Source organism: Pseudomonas sp. F-14 TE3623, assembly GCF_053629015.1.
The window spans coordinates 2,296,490-2,318,795 of the sequence record NZ_JBRJHM010000001.1 but is presented as its reverse complement, the minus strand read 5'-3'; the positions used below and the strand labels follow the sequence as shown (position 1 = coordinate 2,318,795).

Annotated in this window: 23 protein-coding genes; 11 read left to right on the top strand and 12 right to left on the bottom strand. The window is 58.8% G+C overall.

What is annotated here, in order from left to right:
- Positions 1 to 106: 106 nt before the first annotated feature.
- Positions 107 to 2,398 carry a beta-glucosidase BglX gene (gene bglX, locus AB7M29_RS10545; protein WP_454246819.1) on the bottom strand — a complete coding sequence of 764 codons (2,292 nt, stop codon included), beginning with the start codon at positions 2,396 to 2,398 and terminating at the stop codon, positions 107 to 109.
- A gap of 275 nt (positions 2,399 to 2,673) precedes the next feature.
- On the opposite strand from bglX, the gene AB7M29_RS10540 reads away from it, so the two are divergent.
- Positions 2,674 to 2,991, top strand: coding sequence for a helix-turn-helix domain-containing protein (locus tag AB7M29_RS10540; RefSeq protein ID WP_038979406.1), 318 nt, complete (start codon positions 2,674 to 2,676; stop codon positions 2,989 to 2,991).
- Positions 2,992 to 3,100: 109 nt separating this feature from the next.
- Here AB7M29_RS10540 and AB7M29_RS10535 read toward each other — a convergent pair whose 3' ends face one another.
- Both AB7M29_RS10535 and AB7M29_RS10530 read right to left on the bottom strand, forming a co-directional pair.
- The gene (locus AB7M29_RS10535; protein WP_454246818.1) at positions 3,101 to 4,633 is read right to left on the bottom strand and encodes an amidase family protein; all 1,533 of its coding nucleotides are present in this window, start codon (positions 4,631 to 4,633) and stop codon (positions 3,101 to 3,103) included.
- A gap of 113 nt (positions 4,634 to 4,746) precedes the next feature.
- Positions 4,747 to 5,823 carry an MBL fold metallo-hydrolase gene (locus tag AB7M29_RS10530; protein ID WP_217856539.1) on the bottom strand — a complete coding sequence of 359 codons (1,077 nt, stop codon included), beginning with the start codon at positions 5,821 to 5,823 and terminating at the stop codon, positions 4,747 to 4,749.
- 215 nt (positions 5,824 to 6,038) lie between these two features.
- On the opposite strand from AB7M29_RS10530, the gene AB7M29_RS10525 reads away from it, so the two are divergent.
- Positions 6,039 to 6,647: a TetR/AcrR family transcriptional regulator gene (locus tag AB7M29_RS10525; RefSeq protein WP_217856540.1), complete on the top strand. Its 609-nt coding sequence runs from the start codon at positions 6,039 to 6,041 to the stop codon at positions 6,645 to 6,647.
- 141 nt (positions 6,648 to 6,788) lie between these two features.
- A complete protein-coding gene (locus AB7M29_RS10520) occupies positions 6,789 to 7,334 on the top strand; it encodes a DUF1003 domain-containing protein (protein WP_217856541.1) in 546 nt (181 codons plus the stop codon).
- Between the two features lie 6 nt (positions 7,335 to 7,340).
- Here the strand turns inward: AB7M29_RS10520 and AB7M29_RS10515 are convergent, their stop codons facing one another.
- On the bottom strand, positions 7,341 to 8,282 hold the full coding sequence (locus AB7M29_RS10515; protein ID WP_454246817.1) for a LysR family transcriptional regulator: 942 nt from the start codon (positions 8,280 to 8,282) through the stop codon (positions 7,341 to 7,343).
- 15 nt (positions 8,283 to 8,297) lie between these two features.
- Here AB7M29_RS10515 and AB7M29_RS10510 point away from each other — a divergent pair, with 15 nt between their 5' ends.
- Positions 8,298 to 9,005 carry a CTP synthase C-terminal region-related (seleno)protein gene (locus tag AB7M29_RS10510; RefSeq protein WP_217856543.1) on the top strand — a complete coding sequence of 236 codons (708 nt, stop codon included), beginning with the start codon at positions 8,298 to 8,300 and terminating at the stop codon, positions 9,003 to 9,005.
- The gene (locus AB7M29_RS10505; RefSeq protein WP_454246816.1) at positions 9,002 to 9,325 is read left to right on the top strand and encodes an antibiotic biosynthesis monooxygenase family protein; all 324 of its coding nucleotides are present in this window, start codon (positions 9,002 to 9,004) and stop codon (positions 9,323 to 9,325) included. Before AB7M29_RS10510 ends, AB7M29_RS10505 begins: the two co-directional genes overlap by 4 nt.
- 145 nt (positions 9,326 to 9,470) lie before the next feature.
- On the opposite strand, the gene AB7M29_RS10500 is transcribed toward AB7M29_RS10505, so the two are convergent.
- Positions 9,471 to 9,797 (bottom strand): DUF2025 family protein, encoded by a 327-nt coding sequence (locus AB7M29_RS10500; protein ID WP_030132586.1) that lies wholly within the window; start codon positions 9,795 to 9,797, stop codon positions 9,471 to 9,473.
- A gap of 236 nt (positions 9,798 to 10,033) precedes the next feature.
- Between AB7M29_RS10500 and AB7M29_RS10495 the strand changes: the two genes are divergently transcribed.
- From AB7M29_RS10495 to AB7M29_RS10485, 3 genes are all read left to right on the top strand, one after another.
- Positions 10,034 to 11,161: a glycerophosphodiester phosphodiesterase gene (locus AB7M29_RS10495; RefSeq protein ID WP_217856546.1), complete on the top strand. Its 1,128-nt coding sequence runs from the start codon at positions 10,034 to 10,036 to the stop codon at positions 11,159 to 11,161.
- Between the two features lie 179 nt (positions 11,162 to 11,340).
- Complete coding sequence (locus AB7M29_RS10490) at positions 11,341 to 11,646, top strand: PepSY domain-containing protein (RefSeq protein ID WP_217856547.1); 306 nt, start codon at positions 11,341 to 11,343, stop codon at positions 11,644 to 11,646.
- A 158-nt stretch (positions 11,647 to 11,804) separates the two neighbouring features.
- On the top strand, positions 11,805 to 12,983 hold the full coding sequence (locus AB7M29_RS10485) for a GAF domain-containing sensor histidine kinase (RefSeq protein ID WP_454248707.1): 1,179 nt from the start codon (positions 11,805 to 11,807) through the stop codon (positions 12,981 to 12,983).
- Here AB7M29_RS10485 and AB7M29_RS10480 read toward each other — a convergent pair.
- Both AB7M29_RS10480 and AB7M29_RS10475 read right to left on the bottom strand, forming a co-directional pair.
- Positions 12,980 to 13,120 (bottom strand): hypothetical protein, encoded by a 141-nt coding sequence (locus tag AB7M29_RS10480; protein WP_217856809.1) that lies wholly within the window; start codon positions 13,118 to 13,120, stop codon positions 12,980 to 12,982. The two genes, AB7M29_RS10485 and AB7M29_RS10480, sit on opposite strands and share 4 nt — an antisense overlap.
- 36 nt (positions 13,121 to 13,156) lie before the next feature.
- Positions 13,157 to 14,782 carry a methyl-accepting chemotaxis protein gene (locus tag AB7M29_RS10475; protein WP_217856549.1) on the bottom strand — a complete coding sequence of 542 codons (1,626 nt, stop codon included), beginning with the start codon at positions 14,780 to 14,782 and terminating at the stop codon, positions 13,157 to 13,159.
- A 275-nt stretch (positions 14,783 to 15,057) separates the two neighbouring features.
- Here AB7M29_RS10475 and AB7M29_RS10470 point away from each other — a divergent pair, with 275 nt between their 5' ends.
- Positions 15,058 to 16,080 carry a transporter gene (locus tag AB7M29_RS10470; protein ID WP_007898751.1) on the top strand — a complete coding sequence of 341 codons (1,023 nt, stop codon included), beginning with the start codon at positions 15,058 to 15,060 and terminating at the stop codon, positions 16,078 to 16,080.
- 265 nt (positions 16,081 to 16,345) lie between these two features.
- Positions 16,346 to 17,962, top strand: a complete 1,617-nt coding sequence (locus AB7M29_RS10465; protein ID WP_454246815.1) for an inorganic phosphate transporter — start codon at positions 16,346 to 16,348, stop codon at positions 17,960 to 17,962.
- 48 nt (positions 17,963 to 18,010) lie between these two features.
- On the opposite strand, the gene AB7M29_RS10460 is transcribed toward AB7M29_RS10465, so the two are convergent.
- Complete coding sequence (locus AB7M29_RS10460; protein WP_454246814.1) at positions 18,011 to 18,448, bottom strand: multidrug/biocide efflux PACE transporter; 438 nt, start codon at positions 18,446 to 18,448, stop codon at positions 18,011 to 18,013.
- An 89-nt stretch (positions 18,449 to 18,537) separates the two neighbouring features.
- Here AB7M29_RS10460 and AB7M29_RS10455 point away from each other — a divergent pair, with 89 nt between their 5' ends.
- Positions 18,538 to 19,392, top strand: a complete 855-nt coding sequence (locus AB7M29_RS10455) for a LysR family transcriptional regulator (RefSeq protein ID WP_217856552.1) — start codon at positions 18,538 to 18,540, stop codon at positions 19,390 to 19,392.
- A 134-nt stretch (positions 19,393 to 19,526) separates the two neighbouring features.
- Here AB7M29_RS10455 and AB7M29_RS10450 read toward each other — a convergent pair whose 3' ends face one another.
- From AB7M29_RS10450 to AB7M29_RS10435, 4 genes are all read right to left on the bottom strand, one after another.
- Complete coding sequence (locus AB7M29_RS10450) at positions 19,527 to 20,762, bottom strand: RNA polymerase sigma factor (protein ID WP_454246813.1); 1,236 nt, start codon at positions 20,760 to 20,762, stop codon at positions 19,527 to 19,529.
- Positions 20,762 to 21,253 carry an SRPBCC family protein gene (locus tag AB7M29_RS10445; RefSeq protein WP_217856554.1) on the bottom strand — a complete coding sequence of 164 codons (492 nt, stop codon included), beginning with the start codon at positions 21,251 to 21,253 and terminating at the stop codon, positions 20,762 to 20,764. Before AB7M29_RS10445 ends, AB7M29_RS10450 begins: the two co-directional genes overlap by 1 nt.
- A gap of 26 nt (positions 21,254 to 21,279) precedes the next feature.
- Positions 21,280 to 21,624: a YciI family protein gene (locus AB7M29_RS10440; RefSeq protein ID WP_052966488.1), complete on the bottom strand. Its 345-nt coding sequence runs from the start codon at positions 21,622 to 21,624 to the stop codon at positions 21,280 to 21,282.
- A gap of 129 nt (positions 21,625 to 21,753) precedes the next feature.
- The gene (locus tag AB7M29_RS10435; RefSeq protein WP_454246812.1) at positions 21,754 to 22,179 is read right to left on the bottom strand and encodes a YybH family protein; all 426 of its coding nucleotides are present in this window, start codon (positions 22,177 to 22,179) and stop codon (positions 21,754 to 21,756) included.
- Between the last annotated feature and the right edge of the window lie 127 nt (positions 22,180 to 22,306).

Here is a 22,306-nt window from a genome sequence, read left to right as displayed (position 1 = left end):
GACGGCGGCACAGTCAACATTGATGTTGCCTGATACACCGCTTTCGCGAGCAAGCCCGCTCCCACAGGTTCTGCGCTTGGCACTTCATTTTCTTTACTGATCGGTCTTAGCCACTGCCTTGTTCTGACAGCAACTCAAAACTCTGCTCCTTCACATCCTGGGAATCCAGACCGATCTGCACCCGGAACTCGCCCGGCTCGGCGGCGTATTCCAACTGGCTGTTGAAGAACTTCAAGTCGTTCTCATTGATGCTGAAATGGACTGCTTTCTCCTCTCCGGCCTTGAGCATGATTTTTTGAAAGTTCTTCAGTTCTTTGACCGGACGGCTGACGGAGCCCACGACATCGCGGATATACAGCTGAACCACCGTTTCGCCATCGCGCTGGCCGATGTTCTTCACCATGATGCTGGCGACGAGATTGTCGGTCTTGCTCAGCGTGGTCGAAGACAGGGCCATGTCGGTCAGGCTGAAATCGGTATAACTCAGCCCATAGCCGAAGGGATAAAGCGGACCGTGGGATTGATCGAAATATTGAGACGTGTAGTTGCGAAGCGCACCCGCTATGTAGGGGCGACCGGTGTTCAAGTGACTGTAGTAATTCGGGATCTGCCCCACGGAGCGCGGAAAGGTGATGGGTAATTTGCCAGACGGGTTGTAGTCCCCGAACAACACATCGGCAACGGCATTGCCCCCCTCGGAGCCGCTGTACCAGGTTTCCAGAATCGCATCGGCCTGTTTCTGCTCCTTGCCGATGGAAAGTGGCCGGCCGTTCATCAATACCAGTACCAGCGGCTTGCCGGTGGCTTTCAGGGCAGTGATCAATTCACTCTGGCGCCCAGGCAGATCGAGGCTGGTTCGACTGGCCGCTTCATGAGACATACTGCGGGGCTCGCCCACTACCGCAATCACCACATCGGCTTGCTGTGCAGCCTTCACCGCTTCGTCAATCATTTCAGCTGCCGGACGAGGGTCGTTCGCGATTTCGGACACTCCCTGGTACTCCAGGTATTTAACGACCTCCTGATCCTCCTCGAGATTGGCGCCTCGGGCATAGATCAGCGAGCCTTGGCTCATCGCGTTTTTCAGCCCGTCGTAGATCGTCACCGATTGCGCGGGCACGCCGCTTGCGGACCAACTGCCCATGATGTCGACGGTACTTTTTGCCAACGGGCCTATGAGTGCGATCACGCCCTCTTTTTTTAACGGCAAGAGCGAATTTTCATTCTTCAGCAGCACCAATGTCTTGCGCGCGACCTCACGGGCCTGCGTTCTGTGCAGACGGTATTCGGCGTTGTTATCAGCGGGGTCTTCACTGGCAACGCCGATGCGCCGGTAAGGGTCTTCGAACAGCCCCATGTCGTACTTGGCCCCCAGCACTTCCCGCACCGCGTTATCAATATTGCTCTGGGAAATAGCGCCTGACTCAAGCAGCCCCGATAGCTCCGGCCCATAGGAGAAATCGTTCATGCTCATATCAACGCCAGCCCTGATCGCGAGCCTGGCCGCTTCGCGGTGATTCTTCGCAACACCATGCTGAACCAGATCGTTTATCCCGTTATGGTCGCTGATGACCAGTCCCTTGAAGCCCCATGCTTTGCGCAACAGGTCTTGCATCAACCAGGCATTGGAAGCGGCTGGCACGCCATTTATCGAGTTAAGCGCCACCATCATCGCCCCCGCGCCACCCTCAATTGCCGAACGATAAGGTGGCAGGTAATCCTGGTGCATTCTGGCCAGGCCCATGTCGACGCTGTTGTAGTCGCGCCCACCCTCTACAGCCCCATACAACGCAAAGTGTTTGGCGCTGGCCATGATGCTGTCGGGTGCATTCGGGCTTGTGCCCTGGTAGGCCTGAACCATCGCTTTGGCAATGCGCGAAACCAGGTAGGTGTCTTCGCCAAAGCCTTCGGAGGTGCGTCCCCAACGAGGATCCCGGGCGATATCTATCATCGGGGCGAAGGTCATATCGATACCGTCCGCACTGGCTTCTTTTGCCGCTATGCGACCGCTTAACTCGATAGCGCCAATATCCCAGCTGGAGGCCAATGCCAGGCCAATGGGGAAAATGGTTCGATGGCCGTGTATCACGTCCCAGCCAAAAAACATCGGTATTTTCAGGCGACTTTGTTGAGCCGCGTCCTGCATGGGTCGGTTTACGTAACGGCTTACAGAGCCGTAGGTAGCACCGATTCGCCCGGCGGCGATCTCTTCGCGTATTTTTTCGGGCGTCATCTTTTCATCAATAGCGATCAGCCGCAGTTGGCCGATTTTTTCCTCCAGGGTCATCTGATTTATCAGGTTGGTGACGAAGGCATCTTTGCTCAACAATGCCATATCAGCCGCGACGGGCAGACTTGTAAAACCGATCAGGGCACATAGCAGACGTAGTCTTTTCATGATTCCCTTCCCTGCATAACGCTGTGACGCACTGCGTCATAAACGCCACCTTTCCCTGTATTGAAAATCAGAAAGCTGACGTTCAATCATTGCTGCTACGGGAGCTGAAAGCCCTGAGCTATCGGGATCCCGCATAGAAACAGCGTAGTCGCTCCCAAGCTCCTGCCTGACTGAAAAGTGTAATCAATCAAAAAAATGAGTTTGATCCGGGATCAAAACAACTGTACAAAAACACAGTACATTTTGAATCAGCACTCTCGAGCCCGGAGAACACCATGGCCACTCTTGCGATGAAAATCACCCTGGAACGTATCGCCCTCTTCCAGTTCACCCCCGCCCACTGTGCCCAGGCCCGAGCGATGCTGGGCTGGAGTGTTGAAGAATTGTCCGAGGAGTCCGGGGTTTCCGTTGACGCCATTCAGCGTTTCGAGGCGGAACGCGATGTGCTGGATGTCACCCGGCTGGCGTTGGCGTATCGGTTTGAGTCGCAAGGTCTGGTGTTCTTCCCGGGGTTTGCACCGGGCAGAGGGATGAACGTGAGAGGGTCGACACCGGATCCGGTGGGGCGGGCGGATTATGCGATGGTTGAGTGAGTGAAGTTATCGATTGAAGGGTTTGCGCAGGATCACGCAAAAGGAATCATCCTGAGCATGACATACCGGGCCAGTGACACCGCAAACTCACTGGCCCGGTTACATCCCTTTACTGCTGTTTAAACGCCGGATCCTGGCGTTCTAACGAAGCCTGTTCATAGCTGTAAGCCAGCGCCAACAATTTAGGTTCACTCCAGCGCGGGCCGTAAAAGAACACAGAGGTGGGCAGGTCGCCATTCATGCCCGACGGGAGTGTGATCGCTGGGTAGCCAGCTGCTGCGGCACTGAATTGCGAGTATCCGTCGGCATCGGCGATCAAGGCGTCCAGATTGTGCTCGGACAGTTGCTCATCGATGGCGCCCTTGAAGTCGGCCGTGAACGCCGCGAACAGTTCAGTCGCCTGTTCGTGGGTCATGTCCAGTTCGTTGATTTCTTTGAGCATCTGCTGACCGTAACCTTCGGGGCCAGGATTGAGTTCGTTGAAGTCGATCAATGCTTGAAGCGTTTGGATCGGCAGCCCGGAGCGGCTGGTCAGGTACTCGGGCAGTTCATGTTTCATGCCCGCCATGAGCGCGTTGAAGTAACCGTCAATGTTCGGCAACCGGACTTTTAATGGCACTAAGGTAGCGCCTTGCTCTTCCAGTGTGGCCAGAGCTATCAGGAACTGAAAATCAGGACGAAGCACGGTGCCGTTCGGCCCTGTGTACTCGACCGGATAACCGATTCGCTTGCCGCTCAATGCGTCTGTGGCGAGCAATGCGGTGTAATCGATACCTACCGGTGCGTCGCCGGTTGCGGCGTCCGAGGCATCGACACCTTGCAGGGCGTTGAACATGAGCGCGGCGTCACGAACGGTGCGCGTCATGGTGCCGGGAGTGTCTTGCAGGCGTGTGATCGGAATGATGCCGGAACGGCTGAACAGCCCCAGCGTCGGCTTGACACCCACCACGCCGTTGGCCGAGGCCGGACAGGTGATCGAGCCATTGGTTTCGGTGGCAATGGCCAGTGGTGCGAACCCGGCGGCTACGCCTGCGGCCGAACCGGAACTGGAACCGCATATTTCGCCACCCAGTACGTGGGGATTTTTCCCTTGGCCGCCTCGACCACTCCAGCCATGGGGCAAGCCCATTTGCCGAACGTAAGCCCATTCGCTCATGTTGGTTTTGCCGAGAATAACCGCGCCTGCGTCGCGAAGCTGTTTGACGACAAACGCATCGTTTGCCGCTGGTTGGCCGATCATGGCCAATGAACCCGCGCTCGTTTGCATTGTGTCTGCGGTATCGACGTTGTCTTTAAGCAGAACCGGAATCCCGTGAAGCGGACCGCGAATTTTTCCATCCTCACGTTCTTTGTCCAAGGCCGTCGCAATCTCGATGGCCTGGGGATTGAGCTCCATGATTGCGTTGATTGCTGGCCCTTGCTTGTCCAGTGCCTCGATACGCGCCTGCAAGTGTTTCACCAATGCTACAGAGGTGAGTTCGTTACGCTCCATCTGTGCAGTGAGTTCGCTGACGCTCGCGTATTCGAGCGCATTGACAGCAGCTGATTTCGTAGCGCTGCCATCCGCATAAGCGGAACCCGCGACTGAAAGCAGAATGGCCTGCGCCAGCACCGTCATGCGTTTTTTGAAAATGTCCTTCATGTAAAACGTCCTTGTTATGGCTAATCACGAGTGAGTCATTTCACTCGCCGCACAGCCTACCGAAGCCGTAGGAAACGACTGTCAGCAACAAGGATCGGGCGCTGTACGAAAGTTCATCCAGACTTGTAGCCGCTACAAGCCAAGTGCCCTTTTTCCTTCATCGTACTTTCCAGATCCAGCCACCAGGTGCGCCCACGCTGCGGATGCATCACATTGAACGCCTCGCCCATCTGCGGCGTGGTGATCGACACGCTCCGCTCCCAGGCCAACGCCAAAATACGATCGAAGGGTTCGTACCAGGCGTGCATCGACAGGTCGAAGGTGCCGTTGTGGATTGGCAGCAACCAGCGCCCCTTAAGGTCTATGTGCGCTTGCAGGGTTTGCTCCGGCTGCATGTGAACGTGCGGCCATTCGACGTTGTAGGCGCCGGTTTCCATGAGCGTGAGGTCGAACGGACCGTACTGTTCACCGATGCGTTTGAAGCCGTCGAAGTAGCCGCTGTCGCCACTGAAGAAGATCCGCGTGTCGCCGTCGATCATCACCCACGACGCCCAAAGCGTGCTGTTGGCGTCGAACAGCCCGCGACCGGAAAAGTGCTGCGAAGGGGTGGCGACGAATCGAAGGCCATCGACCTCGGTACCCTGCCACCAATCCAGTTGCCGTACTTTGCTGGCATCGACACCCCACTTGATCAGGGTGTCGCCCACACCCAGCGGTGTAAGGAAGTATCGGGCTTTGTCCGCCAGTTTGAGGACGGCCTGATAATCGAGGTGGTCGTAGTGATCGTGGGACAGGATCACCGCTTCAATCGGCGGCAGTTCTTCGAGGCCGATCGGCGGCTGGTGGAAACGCTTCGGGCCGGCCCATTGCACCGGAGAAGCGCGTTCGGCGAAAACCGGGTCGGTGATCCAGAATTTGTCCCGCAGCTTCAGCAATACGGTGGAATGACCAAGGCGATAGACGCTGTGGTTGGGTGCAGCGATCAACGCAGCCTGGGTCAGGGTTTGCACCGGGACCGGGGCGGACGGACGGCTGTCGCCTGGTTTATGGAAGATCATGTTCCATATGATGCGCAAGGTTTTGCGAACACCTTGGCGCTGCACCGGCACATGGTTTCGGTACTGCCCTTGAGCCTGTCGTGAAGCTTCAGGCGTTGAGGCGTTATCCGCTGGAGAAGTTGAAGTGGCCATGACTGAGTGACTCCAGAAAAACCGCACGATTGACGATTTTCCGTTTGGGACGATAAATGGCCAAGGCACGCACGCATCAGCCGCAGATTCTATTTTTTACTGGGCAGGATTAACAAAATATTACACTGCACAGTGTAGTTCCAAGGTTGCATCAAAGCTGATCACAAGTAAACTACCAAGTGTAGTTACCCACTTCTTCCTGCCTAAGCGTATTTATGACAGCTCCACAGCGCCTCACTGACCGTAAACGCGAAGCCATCATCCAGGCGGCGATTGCCGAATTTCGTGCCAACGGTTTCGACATCACCAGCATGGACAAAATCGCCGCCACCGCTGGCGTGTCGAAGCGCACCGTGTACAACCACTTCCCGAGCAAGGAAGAGTTGTTCGCCGAAATCCTCAATCAATTGTGGGCGCGGGTAACGGCTGAACAGGAAGCGGCCTATCGCCCTGACTTGCCCCTGCGCGATCAGTTGCGCTTGATGTTGCAGGCAAAACTGCAGATGCTGGCCGATGACAATTTTCTCGACCTGGCGCGGGTGGCGATCGCCGCCACCATCCATTCTCCCGAGCGTGCGCAGAACATGGTCACCCGAATGAGTGAACGCGAAGAAGGCCTGACCGTGTGGATTCGCGCTGCCCAGGCCGATGGCCTATTGAAACCGGTCGCACCCGAGTTCGCCGCGCAACAGGTCCAGGGATTGCTCAAGTCCTTTGCCTTCTGGCCGCAGATATCCATGGGCCAGCCAGGCTTGTCGCCCGAGATGCAGCACACCGTTGTGGAGTCGGCGCTAGACATGTTCCTGGCCTGTTATGAGCTCTGAGTCGAGCTGCAAAAAATGACACTGTCCGCGGCTTTATCGCTGACCGATCGCTCTGAGTAGAAACACCGAGATGTGTTTCAGAATGAAACTGGTGCTGGAGCTATAGTGAGCCTCAGTCCCAGCGGCCATGCAGAGAGCACCATGAGCACCCCGACCCGCGAAACCCAAACCGAAACCACCGGCCCCGTCGATCACCTGCGCTTCCATCGCCCTCACGCTCATCTGGCACCTACTTTCGGCACTGACCGTTTTGCCTTGCGCGCCGAGGCCTTTGCGCGGTTCTTCGGCACGCCGACGTTTCTCGGCGCCCAGACCTTGATTGTGGTGGTCTGGATATGCCTGAACCTGTCCGGCGTGACTGATTTCGATATGTACCCGTTCATCCTGCTCAACCTGGCGTTCAGCCTGCAAGCGGCCTATGCCGCACCGCTGATTCTGCTGGCCCAGACGCGTCAGGCGGCGCGGGACAAAGCCCAGTCAGACGCCGATGCGCGCCATCGTGAAGCCTTGGCCGTGGCCAACAGCGATCGTCAGGCCCAGGCCGCGCGACACACCGCGCAACTGTTGGAACTGCTGGAGCAAAACACCCGGCTCACCGAAATCACCAAGACCCTGACCGAACGCATCGAAAGCCTGACGTCGGAAATGCATCAACACTTCGTAGGCAAAGAGCCGCCGAAGGCGTGATCCGACTCAAGGCAACTTCAGCGCCCGCCCCAACTCATCGAACAACGTCACCACCGAGCGCAATGCGCGGCAGTCTGGTCGAGTGAGCAACCACAGCGCCGTGTCGTAACCGTGCAAGGACTCGGTCAACGGTTGCAGTCCATCACCGATGAGGAAGTCCGGCAATGCCGCGACACCCAGCCCGGCCCGTACCAACTCGGTCACCGATAACATGCTGTTGCAGCGATAGCTCGGTATCACGCCAGGCAATTGTTGACGTCGCCAGGCGACGGTGGGGTGATCGGCTAGGAAGTCGTCGGGAGCGATCCAGGTCAATGCAGCCAGGTCGTGGGAATCAACCGATTGCAGATAGGCCGCGCTGGCACAGACCCGATAGGAAATATCCGCCAGTCGCCGGCCAACCAAATGCTCGGGTGGTGTGCGGGTCAGCCGCAAGGCAATGTCGGCGTCGCGACGGCTGAGGTTGGCGAAGTCGTTTGAGGTGCAGAGTTCAATGGTCAGCGCCGGGTAAGACGGCATGAACCGCGCCAGCGCCGGCAACAATAAACTTTGCAGGACCGAATCGGTGCAGGTCAGGCGCACGGTGCCGCTGATGACTTCACCGCCCTGCTCCACGCCAATGCGCGCCGCCTCCAGCGCTTGTTCGGCGCGTTCAGCCTGCTCGGCCAGGGTCTGCGCCAGCGTGGTCGGCAGGTAACCGGCGCGGCTCTTTTCGAACAGTTGCTGGCCCAACGCGGCTTCCAGACGGCGGACGGCGCGAAACACCGTCGAGACGTCGACTTTCAACAACGCCGAGGCCCGGGCCAGAGAGCCGCCGCGCACCAGGGCGAGGATCAGGGACAGGTCCGGGTAGTCGAGTCGATAGTGCGTCGGTGCATTGATCACTTGGGATAACGCCAATATTGATTGCGTGAACGCCAATCTATAGTGGGTGCCAGGAATCAACAAGCGTCGAGATCACTCATGGAAACCAGCGCCATCCGCATCGCCCTGATCGGCGATTACGACCCACAGGTCATCGCCCACCAAGCCATTCCCGTTGCCCTCGGCATGGCCGCCGAGCACTCAGGCAAGGACATACAGTTTCAATGGTTGGCCACCGACACCATCAACGCCGATACGCCACTGAATGATTTCGATGGTTTCTGGTGCGTGCCCGCCAGCCCTTATCGCGACATGAACGGTGCGTTACGGGCGATCGGTTTTGCCCGCGAGCAGCAGCGACCTTTCCTCGGCACTTGCGGCGGTTTTCAGCACGCGGTACTCGAATTCGCCCGCAATGTTCTGGGCTGGGAGGATGCCGAACACGGCGAGACATCGCCCGAGGCGACGCGAGCATTACTCACGCCGCTGACCTGTTCGCTGGTGGAAGCCGTCGACAGCATTCATTTGGTTGAAGGCTCGTTGATCGCCAAGGCGTACGAAAACGCTGAGATTCGCGAGGGATATCGCTGCCGTTATGGTGTGAATCCTGAGTTTGAACGGGAGCTACTGAAACAACAGTTGCACGCGGTTGGCCACGATTCGGCGGGGGATCTGCGGGCGGTGGAGCTAAACGATCATCCGTTCTTCGTCGCCACGTTGTTCCAACCGGAACGCGCCGCGCTCAAGGGTATTCTGCCGCCGTTGGTCCGTGCGTTGATCGAGGCTTGTGCGAGGCAACAATCATGATCGCCCAGACACCGGCAACGCCTTACTACGCAGTGATTTTCACCTCACTGCGCACCGACGGCGATCACGGTTACGAGCAGGCCGCCGAACGCATGGTGGAACTGGCTCGGGAGCAACCCGGCTTCCTTGGCGTGGAATCGACCCGGGGTGCGGATGGGCTTGGGATTACGGTGTCCTACTGGGATAGCGAGGCGGCGATCCTGGCCTGGAAACACCATCCCGAGCACAGCGCGATTCGCGAGCGCGGGCGATCGACCTGGTATTCGGCGTGTCATACGCGGGTATGTAAGGTTGAGCGGGCGTATTTGTTTGAGCAGTGATTGCTGCGGTGTTTTTTAAATCGCCTTCGCGAGCAAGCCCGCTCCCACATTTGATCTCGGTCGTTCACAGATTTTGTGTACGCATAAGATCCACTGTGGGAGCGGGCTTGCTCGCGAAGAGGCCCGACTGGACACCGCAAAAACATCAACCCCGCACCAAACTCCTCACCGCCGTAATCTGCGGCACTTCCCGCCGGTTCATGTACACCCGCAACGGTTCGGTGATGTTGATCCGGTCGTCGATGTTCTGGTCCAGCAGCAACTGGATCAGCTCGCGCTTAAGCGTCATGGTCTGCTCGGGGCCTGGTGCCCAGACGAATTCACTGGTGGGGATGATGCCGTCATCAGCCACGTCCATGCCGAACGAGTCTTCGCTGAAACGAACAATGTATTGGCCGGTCTTGCGATTGAGGCCGACGAAGCCTTTGAGTTGGTCGGCGGCCTGGCAAATGAGCTGGGAAGTGATGCGCATGATAAACCTCACAAAAGGTCGTAAAGGACCGGTGATCGATGGTTTACACGCAGGGCAAGCGAACGGGTTTCCCTCTGCCGGGGAAATTGCCGGGGCCAAGAGTACTGCAAAGAGCCGCACAAAAGCGCTGAAAAAAAATGCTTTAAATACGTTTATGTCGGTCTGGCGATAGCGCAAGCGGCGCTCAGTTGTTAAAAGATAGGTCTTTGAAAATCCATCGCAAAAGGACTTCGACCATGCCTGTCACCTTCACCAAGAGCGCCCTGCTGCTGAGCTTGATGCTCGGACTCGGCCAGGCACAGGCCGCCAACGAGCCAAGCCCCACCGCAGTGGCGACCCGTCTGGGCATTCCGCACCCGGCGGTGATCGCCCACCGTGGTGCGTCTTTCGATGCACCGGAATCCACCGCCGCGGCCTACAAACTGGCCCGCGATCTGGGCGCCGACTACCTGGAGATGGACCTGCAACGCAGCAAGGACGGCGTGTTGTTCGCCCTGCACGACAACAACCTGCAACGCACCACCGACGTCGCTACCAAGTTCCCTGAACGCAAGGACAGCCTGGCCAACGAATTCACTATCGCCGAACTCAAAACCCTGGATGCCGGCAGCTGGTTCAACAGCGCTTACCCGGATCGCGCGCGTCCGTCTTATACAGGTCTGAAGATCCTGACCCTGGACGAAATCATCGACATCGCCCAGGGCAACCCGCTGCACAAGCCTGGTCTGTACATCGAAACCAAAGAGCCAAAGCAGTTTCCCGGCATCGAGCGTGACCTCAAGGATAAATTGCAGGACCGCGGCTGGCTGAGCCCGACCGGCTCAAAACTGGCGAAGAGCAATCTGGCGGTCGGCCAGGGCAAAGGCAAAGTAGTGCTGCAAACCTTTGAGAAGAGCAGCCTCGAATTGCTTGAGAAAGAAATGCCGCAAGTGCCGAAAATCCTGCTGCTGTGGGTGGGCGAAGGCAGCATCGAGCCGAAATCCAAAGTGACGTTCGCCGAGTCCGGTGACAAGGACAAAGCGACCTACTACGCCAGGCAGGAGCCAAAAGACAAAGCCGAATTCCAGCAATGGGTCGAGTACGCCAAGGCCCAGGGCGCTATCGGTACCGGCCCTTCAGCCGCACTGACCAAGGGTGGCGATCAGAGCTATTCGGACCTGGTGAAACCGTGGATGAACCAGTACACCCACGATCAGGGCCTGCTGGTGCACGTCTACACCATCGACGATGCGGTGGACTATCAGAAAGTGGCGGAGGCCGGTGTCGATGGCATCTTCACCAACCGCGCCAGCGAACTGCTGAATTTCTATAAGCGTCCGGCGGCGGCGAGCGTTGCGCAGTTGTTGCAGAACAACGGTTACTGATTCGAGACCGTGGCGCCTGTTTCGCGGGCAAGCCACGCTCCCACAAGGTCTGCGCAAAACCTGTGGGAGCGCGGCTTGCCCGCGAAGCTTTAGTTTGGCGCCACGGGCAATTAAGGGTGAATTAAGTTGCACGAGCTAACCTGATCCCACTTAAACAGCTCATCCAAGGAAAGAACTTCATGAAAACCTTAACTGCCCTGTTCACCGCTGCTGCCCTGACCCTCACTGCTGGCCTGGCCCAGGCTGACGTTCGCGTCGACCAGATCCCTGAGTTGGTCAAGAGCGGCAAGATCAAACCACTGGAAGAACTGAACCAGGCGGCCTTGAAGTTGCACCCGGGTGCCACGATTACCGACACCGACCTGGATAACCACTTCAACGGCTACGAATATGAAGTTGAACTGCGTATGGCTGACGGCACCGAGTGGGACGTGGACTTCGATGCCACTACCGGCAAGGTTCTGAGCGACAAACAAGACACGTGATTCAACAGCAAAAAGCCGCACGACTTTCGGGTCGTGCGGCTTTTTTGCGTTCGGCGTCAGGCAGTTTGCTGAAGTGACGAACGAAGCCGCGACAATTCGCGCAAGCCCGCTAGAATCCCTCAAAACCATTTGGCATGTTGAAGCAGAGAACCAAGGATATGGGGCAAACAGCGGCAGCAGACATCACCACAATCAGCCGGATCAGTGCGGTGCCGGCGATTCTTCAGGTGATCAGTGAGCTGACCGGCTTGCGGTTCGCGGCGGTGGCCCGTGTTACCGAAGAGGCTTGGACTGCCTGCGCGGTGCTCGATCGACTGGATTTCGGTTTGCAGGTGGGCGATGAATTGGACCTGGTCTCCACCCTGTGCAACGAAATCCGCCAGGGCCACCATTCGGTGGTGATCGACAAGGCCAGTGAAGATCCACTCTATCGCGATCATCAAACGCCCCACACCTATCAATTCGAAAGCTACATTGCCGTCCCGATATTGCGCACCGACGGGCGCTTTTTCGGCACTATTTGTGCCCTTGATCCCAATCCGGCACCGCTCAAATCCAGCACGATCCAGAGCACCATGGAGTCGTTCGCCCGGATGCTCGCGCTACAGATCGAAGCTGATGAAAACCTGCAACGGACCGAAGCGGCGCGGATCAAGGAACGCCAAACCGCCGAACTGCGCGAACAGTTCATCGCCGTGCTCGGCCATGACCTGCGCAACCCCCTGTTCGCCATCAGCGCCGGCGCCGAAATGCTCCTGCGCAAAGTCTCTGACCCGGCGAATGAACGACGGGCCAGACACATCCTCACCAGCGCTCGGCGTGCGACCAAACTGGTGGACGATGTGCTGGACTTCGCGCGGGGGTCACTGGGCCGAGGCATTCCGGTGAATATCGAGCCTTGCCCGGATCTGGGGGATGCGTTGCGGCACGTGATTTCCGAGATCCAGAGCATTCACCCAAAACGCATCATTCAGTCGTCGATTGGCGACCTGAGCAATGTTCATTGCGATCGCGAACGGGTCGCGCAATTGCTATCCAATCTGGTGGCGAACGCCGTTGTCCACGGAGACCCCAACGGCCCGATCGAGGTCAGTGCGCAGATCAAGGAAGGACACTTTGTATTGAGCGTAAGAAACCAAGGGCTGATTGCCGAAGATGCGCTGCCGCATCTGTTCCAGCCCTACTCGAAACCAGCCAGCGCAACACCGCAGGCCGGCCTCGGGTTGGGGTTGTACATTGCCAGTCAGATTGCGCAGTCCCATGGCGGGAAGCTGGAGGTGGTATCGACCGAGCAACAGGGCACGACATTTACCTTCAGCTTGCCCTCACGGACTTAAGCGGCGGTGCTGACCACCGAACCCGACGTACTGCCACCCTCATCCTGCAACGCCTGCAACAACGCCGCCGTCACCGTCTGCAACGAAGCCGACGTGGCATCGACGGGCGCGGCACGGACTTGAGAGTGACTGTGCACCGATTCGGTATCTGAACCGATACACAGCCCATTTCACTAAGCGCTCAATCGCGCCGTCACTTCATTCAACTGCCCCGACAAGCCATGCAGATTGTGGCTGGCCGCTTCGGTGCGCTGTACGTTGTCCAGGTTAGTACTGGCGATGCTGGTGATTTCGGTGAGGTTGCGCGAGATGTCTTCAGCCACTGAAGTCTGCTCTTCAGCGGCAGTGGCGATCTGGCGGTTCATGTCGCGAATGGCCTCCACGGCATGGGTGATGCGCTCGAGCATGGCGCCGGCCTGAGTCACTTGCTCGACGCTTTCTTCGCTGCGCGACTGACCGCTTTCGATTGCCTGGGCCGCGTCCACCGCACCGGTCTGCACGGTTTGAATGATCTGGTTGATCTCTATGATCGACGCTGCCGTGCGCTGGGCCAGGCTGCGCACCTCATCGGCGACCACCGCAAAACCACGCCCGGCTTCTCCGGCACGGGCCGCTTCGATTGCGGCGTTGAGCGCCAGCAGGTTGGTCTGTTCGGCGATGCCGCGAATCACTTCCAGCACTTTACCGATGCGTCCACTGTCAGCTTCCAGACGACGGATGACCGTGGCGGTGTTGGCGATTTCGCCGCGCATTTGGGTAATGGTGTGAATGGTGCCCTGCATGACTTTTTCGCCCTGCTGAGCGGACTGGTCGGCATCGTCGGCCGCACGTGCCGCGTCGGCTGCGTGACGCGCGACTTCTTGCGCGGTGGCGGACATTTCGTTCATCGCCGTGGCCACCTGATCGGTGCGGTTGAATTGCTCGTTGGTGCCGCTGGCCATGAGGCCGGCAATCGAGTTCAGCTCGCCGCTGGCGCTGTCCAGGTCCGTCGCGCTGCGCTGCAAACGGCTGAAGGTTTCGGCGAGGAAATCGCGCAAGGTGTTGGCGGCCTTGGCCAGGTTGCCCAACTCGTCCTGACGGCTGCTGGCCACGCGCTCGGCGAAGCGCCCCTGGCTGAGTTGTGCCACATAGTCGATCAGTTTACGGATCGGCTCCACCAGGTTGCGGTTGACCAGCCACAGGCTCAACAGGCCAATCAGCAGACCCGACACTAACATCACGATGATCCCCAACAACACCGTCTGATCGGCGCTGGCACTGATCAATGCCGACTGCTCGGTGCCCTGCTTGCGCAGTTCGCTGACCAGTTCACTCATCTGCTCGCTGGCAGCACGGTCCACGCCTTTGACCGCGTTGTCGCCAGCCGTTGGATCAGCACCGGCTGCCACGTAGGCATCACGGCCCTTTTGATAGGCCGTACCTAATACACGATGCTCTTCACGCAAGCGTTCGATGCGGGTCTTGAGTTGCGGCTCGATGCCCTTCTGCCCGGCCAGTTCACCGAGGATGCCCTGCACGTCGCGTTGGCGGTCCTCGAACTGCTTCCAGTATTTGTCCAGGTCCGCTGGTTGCTTACCGCGCAGCAGAACGTTTTTCCATTCCTGGACCTGCACCTTGAATTGCAGGTTGGCTTCATCGATCAATTGCGACGCGTGCAATGGACCTTCGATCAGGTTCGCGTAGCTCTGAACGCCACTGGACAGAAAGTGAAAGCAGGCCAAAGCGATCAGCAACATCGCCAACAGGCTGCCGCTCAACAGGGCGAGGATTTGCGCTCTCAGGGATTTTTGCAAAAACATCGAGTGATATCTCATGACAGGGATAAGGCACGCCCAAGTGGCGTGCAAGATGTCCGGACATCCCTGTCAGCGACGCTGGTTCACCACCAGAATCGGAAGATCAACATTAGCGTCATCGGCGGGGCAGAGCCTTTCTTGAGCCCTTCCGACCACCGGTAGGAGGCGAATTTTCAGCACCATTCAACTGTCACAAAACCTTCAAGTTGCGTTGCGATGATGGGGCTCAAGTGAACCTGTGAAACCCGTGACAGGCGTCCCCCTCACAGCGAGACCTCATGAACCACAGCATTGACCAGCGCCATCGCGATTCCGATCTGTTCGGCCTGCTTTACGGTTTCAGTTTTCGCCCCGGCGAGCGTGGCCGAGAGATCGATTCGGCCAAGGCGTTGCACTGCCTGCAACAACCGGACGACAGTGATGAATTCCTCTGGCTGCACCTGAACCTGGCCCATGCTGCGTGCGAGCGCTGGATGAAAAGCCATCTGGCATTGCCCGACGAGTTTTTTGAAGCGCTGCACGAAGGTTCTCGCTCGACGCGCATCGAGCATGTCGATTCAGCGTTGCTGGCGGTGGTCAACGACGTGGTGTTCAACCTCAGCAGCATGGTCTCCTCGGATGTCTCGACGCTGTGGGTTTGCGCCCGCAGTCGGCTGATCATCAGCGCACGCCTGCAACCGCTGCACTCGGTGGACAAGCTGCGCTCTTCGGTGAAGGCCGGTGAATGCTTTCGCTCACCGCTGGAATTACTGGTGCATTTGCTGCGCGATCAGGGCGAAGTTCTGACGCAGATCGTGCGCAAGACCAGCCTCAGTGTCGATCAGATCGAAGATGAGTTGCTGTCTTCGCGCCTGTCGACCAACCGCGCCGAACTGGGCGCCAACCGCCGGGTGCTGGTGCGCCTGCAAAGATTGCTGGCGTTGGAGCCGGGGTCGTTGCTGCGCCTGCTCAATCGCCCGCCGCAATGGTTGCAGAAGGAGGACGTCAAGGAGCTGCGCAAGTCCACCGAGGAGTTTGCGCTGATCATCAACGACCTCACGGCCCTCGGTGAACGGATCAAGCTGTTGCAAGAAGAGATCGCCGCCAACCTCAATGAACAGAGCAACCGCACGCTGTTCACCCTGACCGTGGTCACGGTGCTGGCGCTGCCGATCAACATCATTGCCGGTTTCTTCGGCATGAACGTCGGCGGCGTGCCGCTTTCCGGCGATCCGGAGGGGTTCTGGATTCTGGTGGCGCTGGTCGCGACGTTTACCCTGATTGCCGGACGCTGGGCGTTTCGTAAGCGCCAGGATTATTGAATCCTTCGGCCCCACCGATACATTGTGGCGAGGGAGCTTGCTCCCGCTGGGTTGCGCAGCGACCCCAAATCCTGCAACCCGGTTTCTTCAGATAGAACCAGGTTACCTATTTGACGACTGCTTCGCAGCCGAACGGGAGCAAGCTCCCTCGCCACAGATGTTTGCCTGCCCCACAAAAAAACCAAACACTGACCCAGCGCAGCCTCTCTGTAATATTTAGCAACGATCATGACCGATACTCCTTCTCTGCTCAGGATTATCCGGCATGGCTACGCCTTCCTTCACCGCTGCTGCCCAGGCTCCCGCCAGCAGCGCCAAGCCGCAGCTCGATAAAAAACCCGGCCTGCTCACTATCGTGATGTTCTTTGCAGTGCTGGGCTGCGGACTGTTGTTCACCGCCTATAGCCTGATGCATGACATGAGCGAACTCGGCACGGTGGTCACGACCTGGACGCCGTTTCTGCTGTTGGGCGTCGCGCTGCTGATTGCCTTGGGCTTTGAGTTCGTCAACGGTTTTCACGACACCGCCAACGCCGTGGCGACGGTGATTTATACCAATTCCTTGCCGCCGAATTTCGCCGTGGCCTGGTCCGGGTTCTTCAACTTTCTGGGGGTGTTGCTTTCAAGCGGCGCGGTGGCGTTCGGCATCATCGCGCTGTTGCCGGTGGAGCTGATTCTGCAAGTCGGTTCCTCCGCCGGTTTCGCGATGATCTTCGCGCTGTTGATCGCCGCGATCCTGTGGAACCTCGGCACTTGGTGGTTGGGTTTGCCGGCGTCTTCGTCGCACACCCTGATCGGCTCGATCATCGGTGTCGGCGTGGCCAACGCCCTGATGCATGGCCGCGACGGCACCAGTGGCGTGGATTGGGCCCAGGCGACCAAGGTCGGTTACGCGTTGCTGCTGTCGCCGCTGATCGGCTTCGCCTTTGCTGCGCTGTTGCTGCTGGCGTTGCGCGCCTTCGTCAAAAATCGCGCGTTGTACAAGGCGCCGAAGGGCGACACCCCGCCACCGTGGTGGATTCACGGCATGTTGATTCTGACCTGCACTGGAGTGTCCTTCGCTCATGGTTCCAACGATGGCCAGAAAGGCATGGGCCTGATCATGCTGATTCTGGTCGGTACCCTGCCGATGGCGTATGCGCTGAACCGGACCATGCCGGCGGATCAGGCCTTGCAGTTCGCTGCGGTGGCTGAAGTTACTCAGCAAGCGCTGATGAAAAACTCGCCGCTACCGGCACCCGCCGATCCACGCCCGGTGCTGACCGATTACATGCGCAGCAAGGAAGCCACGCCGCAATTGATACCCGCCCTCGCCGCACTGGCGGGCCACATCGGTAACGAAGTGAAGGGGTATGGCTCGCTGTCGAAAGTCCCGGCCGAAGCGATGGGCAACGTGCGTAATGACATGTACCTGACCAGCGAAACCATTCGCCTGATGGACAAGAACAAGGTCGGCAACTTCGACGCCGATACCACCGGCAAGCTGCAATTGTTCAAGCAACAGATCGACAACGCCACACGGTTTATTCCGCTGTGGGTGAAGATCGCGGTGGCCATAGCCTTAGGGCTGGGCACCATGGTTGGCTGGAAACGCATTGTGGTGACGGTCGGCGAAAAAATCGGCAAGACGCACCTGACCTACGCCCAGGGTGCCTCGGCGGAAACCGTGGCGATGTTGACCATCGGCGCTGCCGACATGTTCGGCCTGCCGGTGTCGACCACCCACGTATTGTCTTCAGGCGTGGCCGGAACCATGGTCGCCAACGGTGGTGGCTTGCAGATGAAGACCATCCGCAACCTGCTGATGGCCTGGGTGCTGACCTTGCCGGCGGCGATTCTGTTGTCGGGCAGTTTGTACTGGTTGTTCACCCAGCTGTTCTGAAGCACCGCACTACCCTGTGGGAGCTGCCGCGGGCTGCGATCTTTGCTTTTAAACCTCGCAAGCCCTGCGCACCAACAGCCGATCACGCACCACGTCGTAACCCCAGTGGTATACGTAGGTGTATGGCAGGAAAAACAGCAGCACGCCAATGTCCAGCAAGAACGCCTGCCACAGGCTGATCTTCAACCACCAGGCAATCAACGGCACGCCGAACGCGACCAGACCGCCTTCGAACAACAGCGCATGCACCACGCGGACCCACGCGTTACGCACAATGGCAAAGCGCTTGAGCAACCGGTCGAACAGGCCGTTGAAGACCACGTTCCAGGCCAGGGCAAGGGCTGCAATGGCCATGGTTACCGCGCCCATTTCCAGGATGGGTTTGTCCATGACCCAAGCCAGCAGCGGAGTACAGATCAATATCGCCAGCAGTTCGAAACCGATGGCCTGGAAAATTCGTTCAGTGATGGATTTGTTGGCGTTCATGGCCAGACTCCCTGAGTGACTACGGTTGCCATGATCTGTCATCACACCGATACTTCATAACCAATAACCATCGATCAAGGCGATAGTTCATGGCTTCCCACGAAGTGTTGCTGGCGTTTGTCCAGGCGGCGACTCAAGGCTCATTTTCTGCTGCAGCGCGCAAGCTCGGTCGTAGTCAATCGACCATCAGCGCCGCAGTGGCCAGCCTGGAAATCGACCTGAACCTTGCCCTCTTCGACCGCAGCAGCCGCAAGCCGAGCCTGACCCCGGCCGGGCACGTCATGTTGCAGCGGGCCGAAGAGATTCTGGCCGCCACCAGCCGTCTGGAAATGACCGCCAGCCAACTGTCCCAAGGCGTCGAGCCGAAGCTGACCGTGGCGATTTCCGACACTTATCAGTCCGACCGTTTTGAAGCGGCGCTCAGTGCTTTTGAGCAGCGTTATCCAGATCTGGAACTTGAATGCCTGATCGCCGAATGCGATGACCTGGTGGCGCTGGTGCAACGCGGCCGAGCGCATGTCGCCTTCGCCGAGATGCAGGACAGCTACCCACCAGACCTGGTCAGTTCGACGGTGGACGAGCGCACGGAAATCGCCCTGTTCGTGTCCCATGCTCACCCGTTGGCGAAGCTGAAGGGCATCGATCAGGACGTGCTGCAACAGCACCGCGAGCTGCGTCTGGCGACAATCGTCAATCCGTATGAAAGCCGGGCGAAGGGGCGCGTCTGGTCGGCGCCGAGTTACCTGATGCTGCTGGAAATGGCCCAGGGCGGGTTCGGCTGGGCGCCGTTGCCTCGGTGGCTGGTGGGGCGGTTTGGGGCAGGTTCGTTGGTGGAGCTGAAGGTGCGCGGCTGGCCGAAACCCGTATGCGTCGATGCGCTCTGGTCGCGGCTGCACCCACCGGGGCCGGCGGGCAGTTGGTTGCTTGGCAAGATGCTGGAATAGCGGTGCTGCCATTCGCGAGCAAGCCCGCTCCCACATTTGATCGTCGGTGTACGCAGAATATGTATCCGACACAAAACCACTGTGGGAGCGGGCTTGCTCGCGAAGAGGTCAGCCGCCGCGCCACACATCCATGATCACTCCAACGCCTTGAGCCGCCCCTCGATAAACCGCCGCTCGGGCACTTGCTGTGTCAATTCCAGCGCCCGTTCATACGCCGCTCGCGCCTCATCCACCCTCCCCAACTGCCGGTAAAACTCTGCCCGCGCCGAGTGCGCCAAGTGGTAATCCAGCAACTCGCCCCGCGCCAGAATCCCTTCGATCAACGTCAACCCGGCCAACGGGCCATCTCGCTTGGCCAGCGCCGCTGCACGGTTCAGTTCAATTACCGGTGACGGCACGGCCCGCAGCAGCACATCATACAAACCGACAATCTGCGGCCAGTCCGTTTCCGCCGCCGTGGGCGCTTCGGCATGCACCGCCGCAATCGCCGCTTGCAGGCAATAAGGCCCGAAACGCCGCGTCGTCAGCGCCTGTTCCACCAGTGCGCAGCCTTCGGCAATCAAATCGGCGTCCCACAACGAGCGATCCTGCTCGTCCAGCACAATCAGCTCGCCGTCGGGAGAAGTCCTGGCCGGGCGCCGGGATTCGTGCAACAGCATCAGCGCCAGCAGCCCCATCACTTCCGGTTCGGGCAGCAATTCCATCAACAACCGACCGAGACGAATCGCTTCACGCGTCAGGTCTTCGCGGGTCAATTCGTTGCCGATAGACGCCGAGTAGCCTTCGTTGAACACCAGGTAAATCACCCGTAGCACACTGTCGAGACGCTCGGGCAGTTCCGTCAGGGTGGGCACCTGATAAGGGATTTTCGCGTCTCGAATCTTGGCCTTGGCCCGCACGATACGCTGGGCGATGGTGGCCGGTGCCGCGAGAAAGGCCCGGGCGATTTCTTCAGTGGTCAGGTCGCAGACTTCACGCAGGGTCAGCGGCACTTGGGCGTCCGCCGCCAATGCCGGGTGACAACAGGTGAAAATCAGCCGCAAGCGATCGTCTTCCACATCTTCATCACTCCAGTCAGCCTGCTCCAGCTCTTCCAGTTGAGCGATCAACATCGGCCGGGATGCGTTAAAACGCGCACGCCGACGTAACACATCGATGGCCTTGAAGCGCCCGGTAGACACCAGCCAGGTGCGCGGATTGTCCGGCACACCGTCACGCTGCCAGCGTTCGACCGCGACGAAGAACGCCTCGTGCAGCGCTTCTTCGGCGAGGTCGAAATCGCCGAGCAGACGGATCAGGGTCGCCAGAATCCGCCGCGAGTCTTCGCGGTAGACCTGCTCGACTCGCGCCCGTACCGACTCGCCAGGCATCAGTCCGGTATGCCTTCAGTCACCAGCGTCTCCAGCCGATCGAGGCTTTGCCCCCAACCGTCATGAAACCCCATGGCCTCGTGCGCCTGACGATCCTCTTCGCTCCAATGCATGGCGCGAGCGGTGTAGAGGGTTTTGCCGTTCCGGTCTTCGAGCGTCACTTCGGCGGTCATGAACGGCTTGCCGGAGGGAATCCAACCGGGAAGGAAAGCGTCGGTGAACACCAGACGCTCCGGGGCGACGATCTCCAGAAACACGCCCATGGTCGGGTACTCGGAGCCATCCGGCGCCCGCATCAGGGTGCGAAACTGACCGCCCACCCACAGGTCCATTTCGCACTCGGGCGTGGTCATGCCGTGAGGCCCCCACCATTGGGCGAGCAACGCGGGCTCGGTCCAGGCGCGGAAGATTTTGCTGCGCGGCGCATCGATCAGGCGGCTGATGGACAGCTCGAATTTGGCCGGCTTTCGCTGGACGGATTGCGGACTCATGAAAGAACTCCTGTTGTGATTGTTATTCAGGGATTCAACTGGCGAACGGGCCGCACCTCGACACAGCCGACCCGGGCCGCCGGGATGTTGCCGGCGACCTGGATGGCTTCATTGAGGTCCTTGGCATCGATCAGGTAGAAGCCGGCCAACTGCTCCTTGGTTTCAGCGAACGGGCCATCGGTGACCGCCATTTTGCCGTTGCGCATGCGCACGGTGGTCGCGGTCTGCACCGACTCCAGCGCTTCGGCGGCGATCATCCGGCCGCTGCCCTGGATCGACTCGGCGTAAGCCATGCACTCGGCGTCATTGGGGCTTTCGGGCAGCGAGTGCAACTCGTGCTCGTTACTGTAGACCAGGCATAAATACTTCATGGGGACTCTCCATTCTTTGGGGCTCTCCATCTCTTGGAGCTCTGCCCTGATCGAACTGATCAACTATGGCTGCAGATGGGTGCTTTGGCGTTGCTTTCCGATAAACAGCCTGACGAATCAGACCGACCATCAGGGTTCCAGATTGAACATCGCCGCGCCGCTCGTCATGTCGAACGGTGCCGACCAGTGTTCGTGGACGATCTGCCATAGGCCCGCTTCCTGGCGGTAACACGCGGTGACACGCATCCAGCAGGCCTGGGTTTCAGCCTTTTCATTGGTGCCGCCGCAATGCGCCAGCCAGTGAGCGAAAGCGATCTCCTGCGACGGCACGATGTCGATCTCGTGGAACTCGAAAATGTGCGGGCCGGGGCACATCTCCATGCATTCCTGCCAATGCGCACGGTAGGCCGCCTTGCCCTTGAATTGCAGCGCTTTGACGGCATCGAAGGAGACGATGTCGTCGGCGTACAGGGCCATGACCTTTTCCACGTCCTTGGCGATGACCGCCTGGCGATAGTTCTCGATCAGGTTATGGATTTGTGTCTGAGCATTCATGATGGTTCTCCGTGTTTTTTTGTTGAAGACACCCTTAGTCGTCTGGCGAAAAGCCAAATCGACAACCGAAATAAAAATAATCCATGGGTGCAAATTCGCTAGAATCCGAGGCTCATTTCCGTTGGAA

What these genes read in the sequence shown, in the direction of transcription:
- AB7M29_RS10470 (WP_007898751.1), top strand. Translation starts at nt 15,058, where the DNA reads ATGAACCACAGCATTGACCAGCGCCATCGCGATTCCGATCTGTTCGGC.
- AB7M29_RS10530 (WP_217856539.1), bottom strand. Translation starts at nt 5,823, where the DNA reads ATGGCCACTTCAACTTCTCCAGCGGATAACGCCTCAACGCCTGAAGCT.
- AB7M29_RS10475 (WP_217856549.1), bottom strand. Translation starts at nt 14,782, where the DNA reads ATGTTTTTGCAAAAATCCCTGAGAGCGCAAATCCTCGCCCTGTTGAGC.
- AB7M29_RS10445 (WP_217856554.1), bottom strand. Translation starts at nt 21,253, where the DNA reads ATGAGTCCGCAATCCGTCCAGCGAAAGCCGGCCAAATTCGAGCTGTCC.
- AB7M29_RS10455 (WP_217856552.1), top strand. Translation starts at nt 18,538, where the DNA reads ATGGCTTCCCACGAAGTGTTGCTGGCGTTTGTCCAGGCGGCGACTCAA.
- bglX (WP_454246819.1), bottom strand. Translation starts at nt 2,398, where the DNA reads ATGAAAAGACTACGTCTGCTATGTGCCCTGATCGGTTTTACAAGTCTG.
- AB7M29_RS10460 (WP_454246814.1), bottom strand. Translation starts at nt 18,448, where the DNA reads ATGAACGCCAACAAATCCATCACTGAACGAATTTTCCAGGCCATCGGT.
- AB7M29_RS10435 (WP_454246812.1), bottom strand. Translation starts at nt 22,179, where the DNA reads ATGAATGCTCAGACACAAATCCATAACCTGATCGAGAACTATCGCCAG.
- AB7M29_RS10440 (WP_052966488.1), bottom strand. Translation starts at nt 21,624, where the DNA reads ATGAAGTATTTATGCCTGGTCTACAGTAACGAGCACGAGTTGCACTCG.
- AB7M29_RS10520 (WP_217856541.1), top strand. Translation starts at nt 6,789, where the DNA reads ATGAGCACCCCGACCCGCGAAACCCAAACCGAAACCACCGGCCCCGTC.
- AB7M29_RS10535 (WP_454246818.1), bottom strand. Translation starts at nt 4,633, where the DNA reads ATGAAGGACATTTTCAAAAAACGCATGACGGTGCTGGCGCAGGCCATT.
- AB7M29_RS10495 (WP_217856546.1), top strand. Translation starts at nt 10,034, where the DNA reads ATGCCTGTCACCTTCACCAAGAGCGCCCTGCTGCTGAGCTTGATGCTC.
- AB7M29_RS10485 (WP_454248707.1), top strand. Translation starts at nt 11,805, where the DNA reads ATGGGGCAAACAGCGGCAGCAGACATCACCACAATCAGCCGGATCAGT.
- AB7M29_RS10450 (WP_454246813.1), bottom strand. Translation starts at nt 20,762, where the DNA reads ATGCCTGGCGAGTCGGTACGGGCGCGAGTCGAGCAGGTCTACCGCGAA.
- AB7M29_RS10500 (WP_030132586.1), bottom strand. Translation starts at nt 9,797, where the DNA reads ATGCGCATCACTTCCCAGCTCATTTGCCAGGCCGCCGACCAACTCAAA.
- AB7M29_RS10490 (WP_217856547.1), top strand. Translation starts at nt 11,341, where the DNA reads ATGAAAACCTTAACTGCCCTGTTCACCGCTGCTGCCCTGACCCTCACT.
- AB7M29_RS10510 (WP_217856543.1), top strand. Translation starts at nt 8,298, where the DNA reads ATGGAAACCAGCGCCATCCGCATCGCCCTGATCGGCGATTACGACCCA.
- AB7M29_RS10465 (WP_454246815.1), top strand. Translation starts at nt 16,346, where the DNA reads ATGGCTACGCCTTCCTTCACCGCTGCTGCCCAGGCTCCCGCCAGCAGC.
- AB7M29_RS10540 (WP_038979406.1), top strand. Translation starts at nt 2,674, where the DNA reads ATGGCCACTCTTGCGATGAAAATCACCCTGGAACGTATCGCCCTCTTC.
- AB7M29_RS10505 (WP_454246816.1), top strand. Translation starts at nt 9,002, where the DNA reads ATGATCGCCCAGACACCGGCAACGCCTTACTACGCAGTGATTTTCACC.
- AB7M29_RS10525 (WP_217856540.1), top strand. Translation starts at nt 6,039, where the DNA reads ATGACAGCTCCACAGCGCCTCACTGACCGTAAACGCGAAGCCATCATC.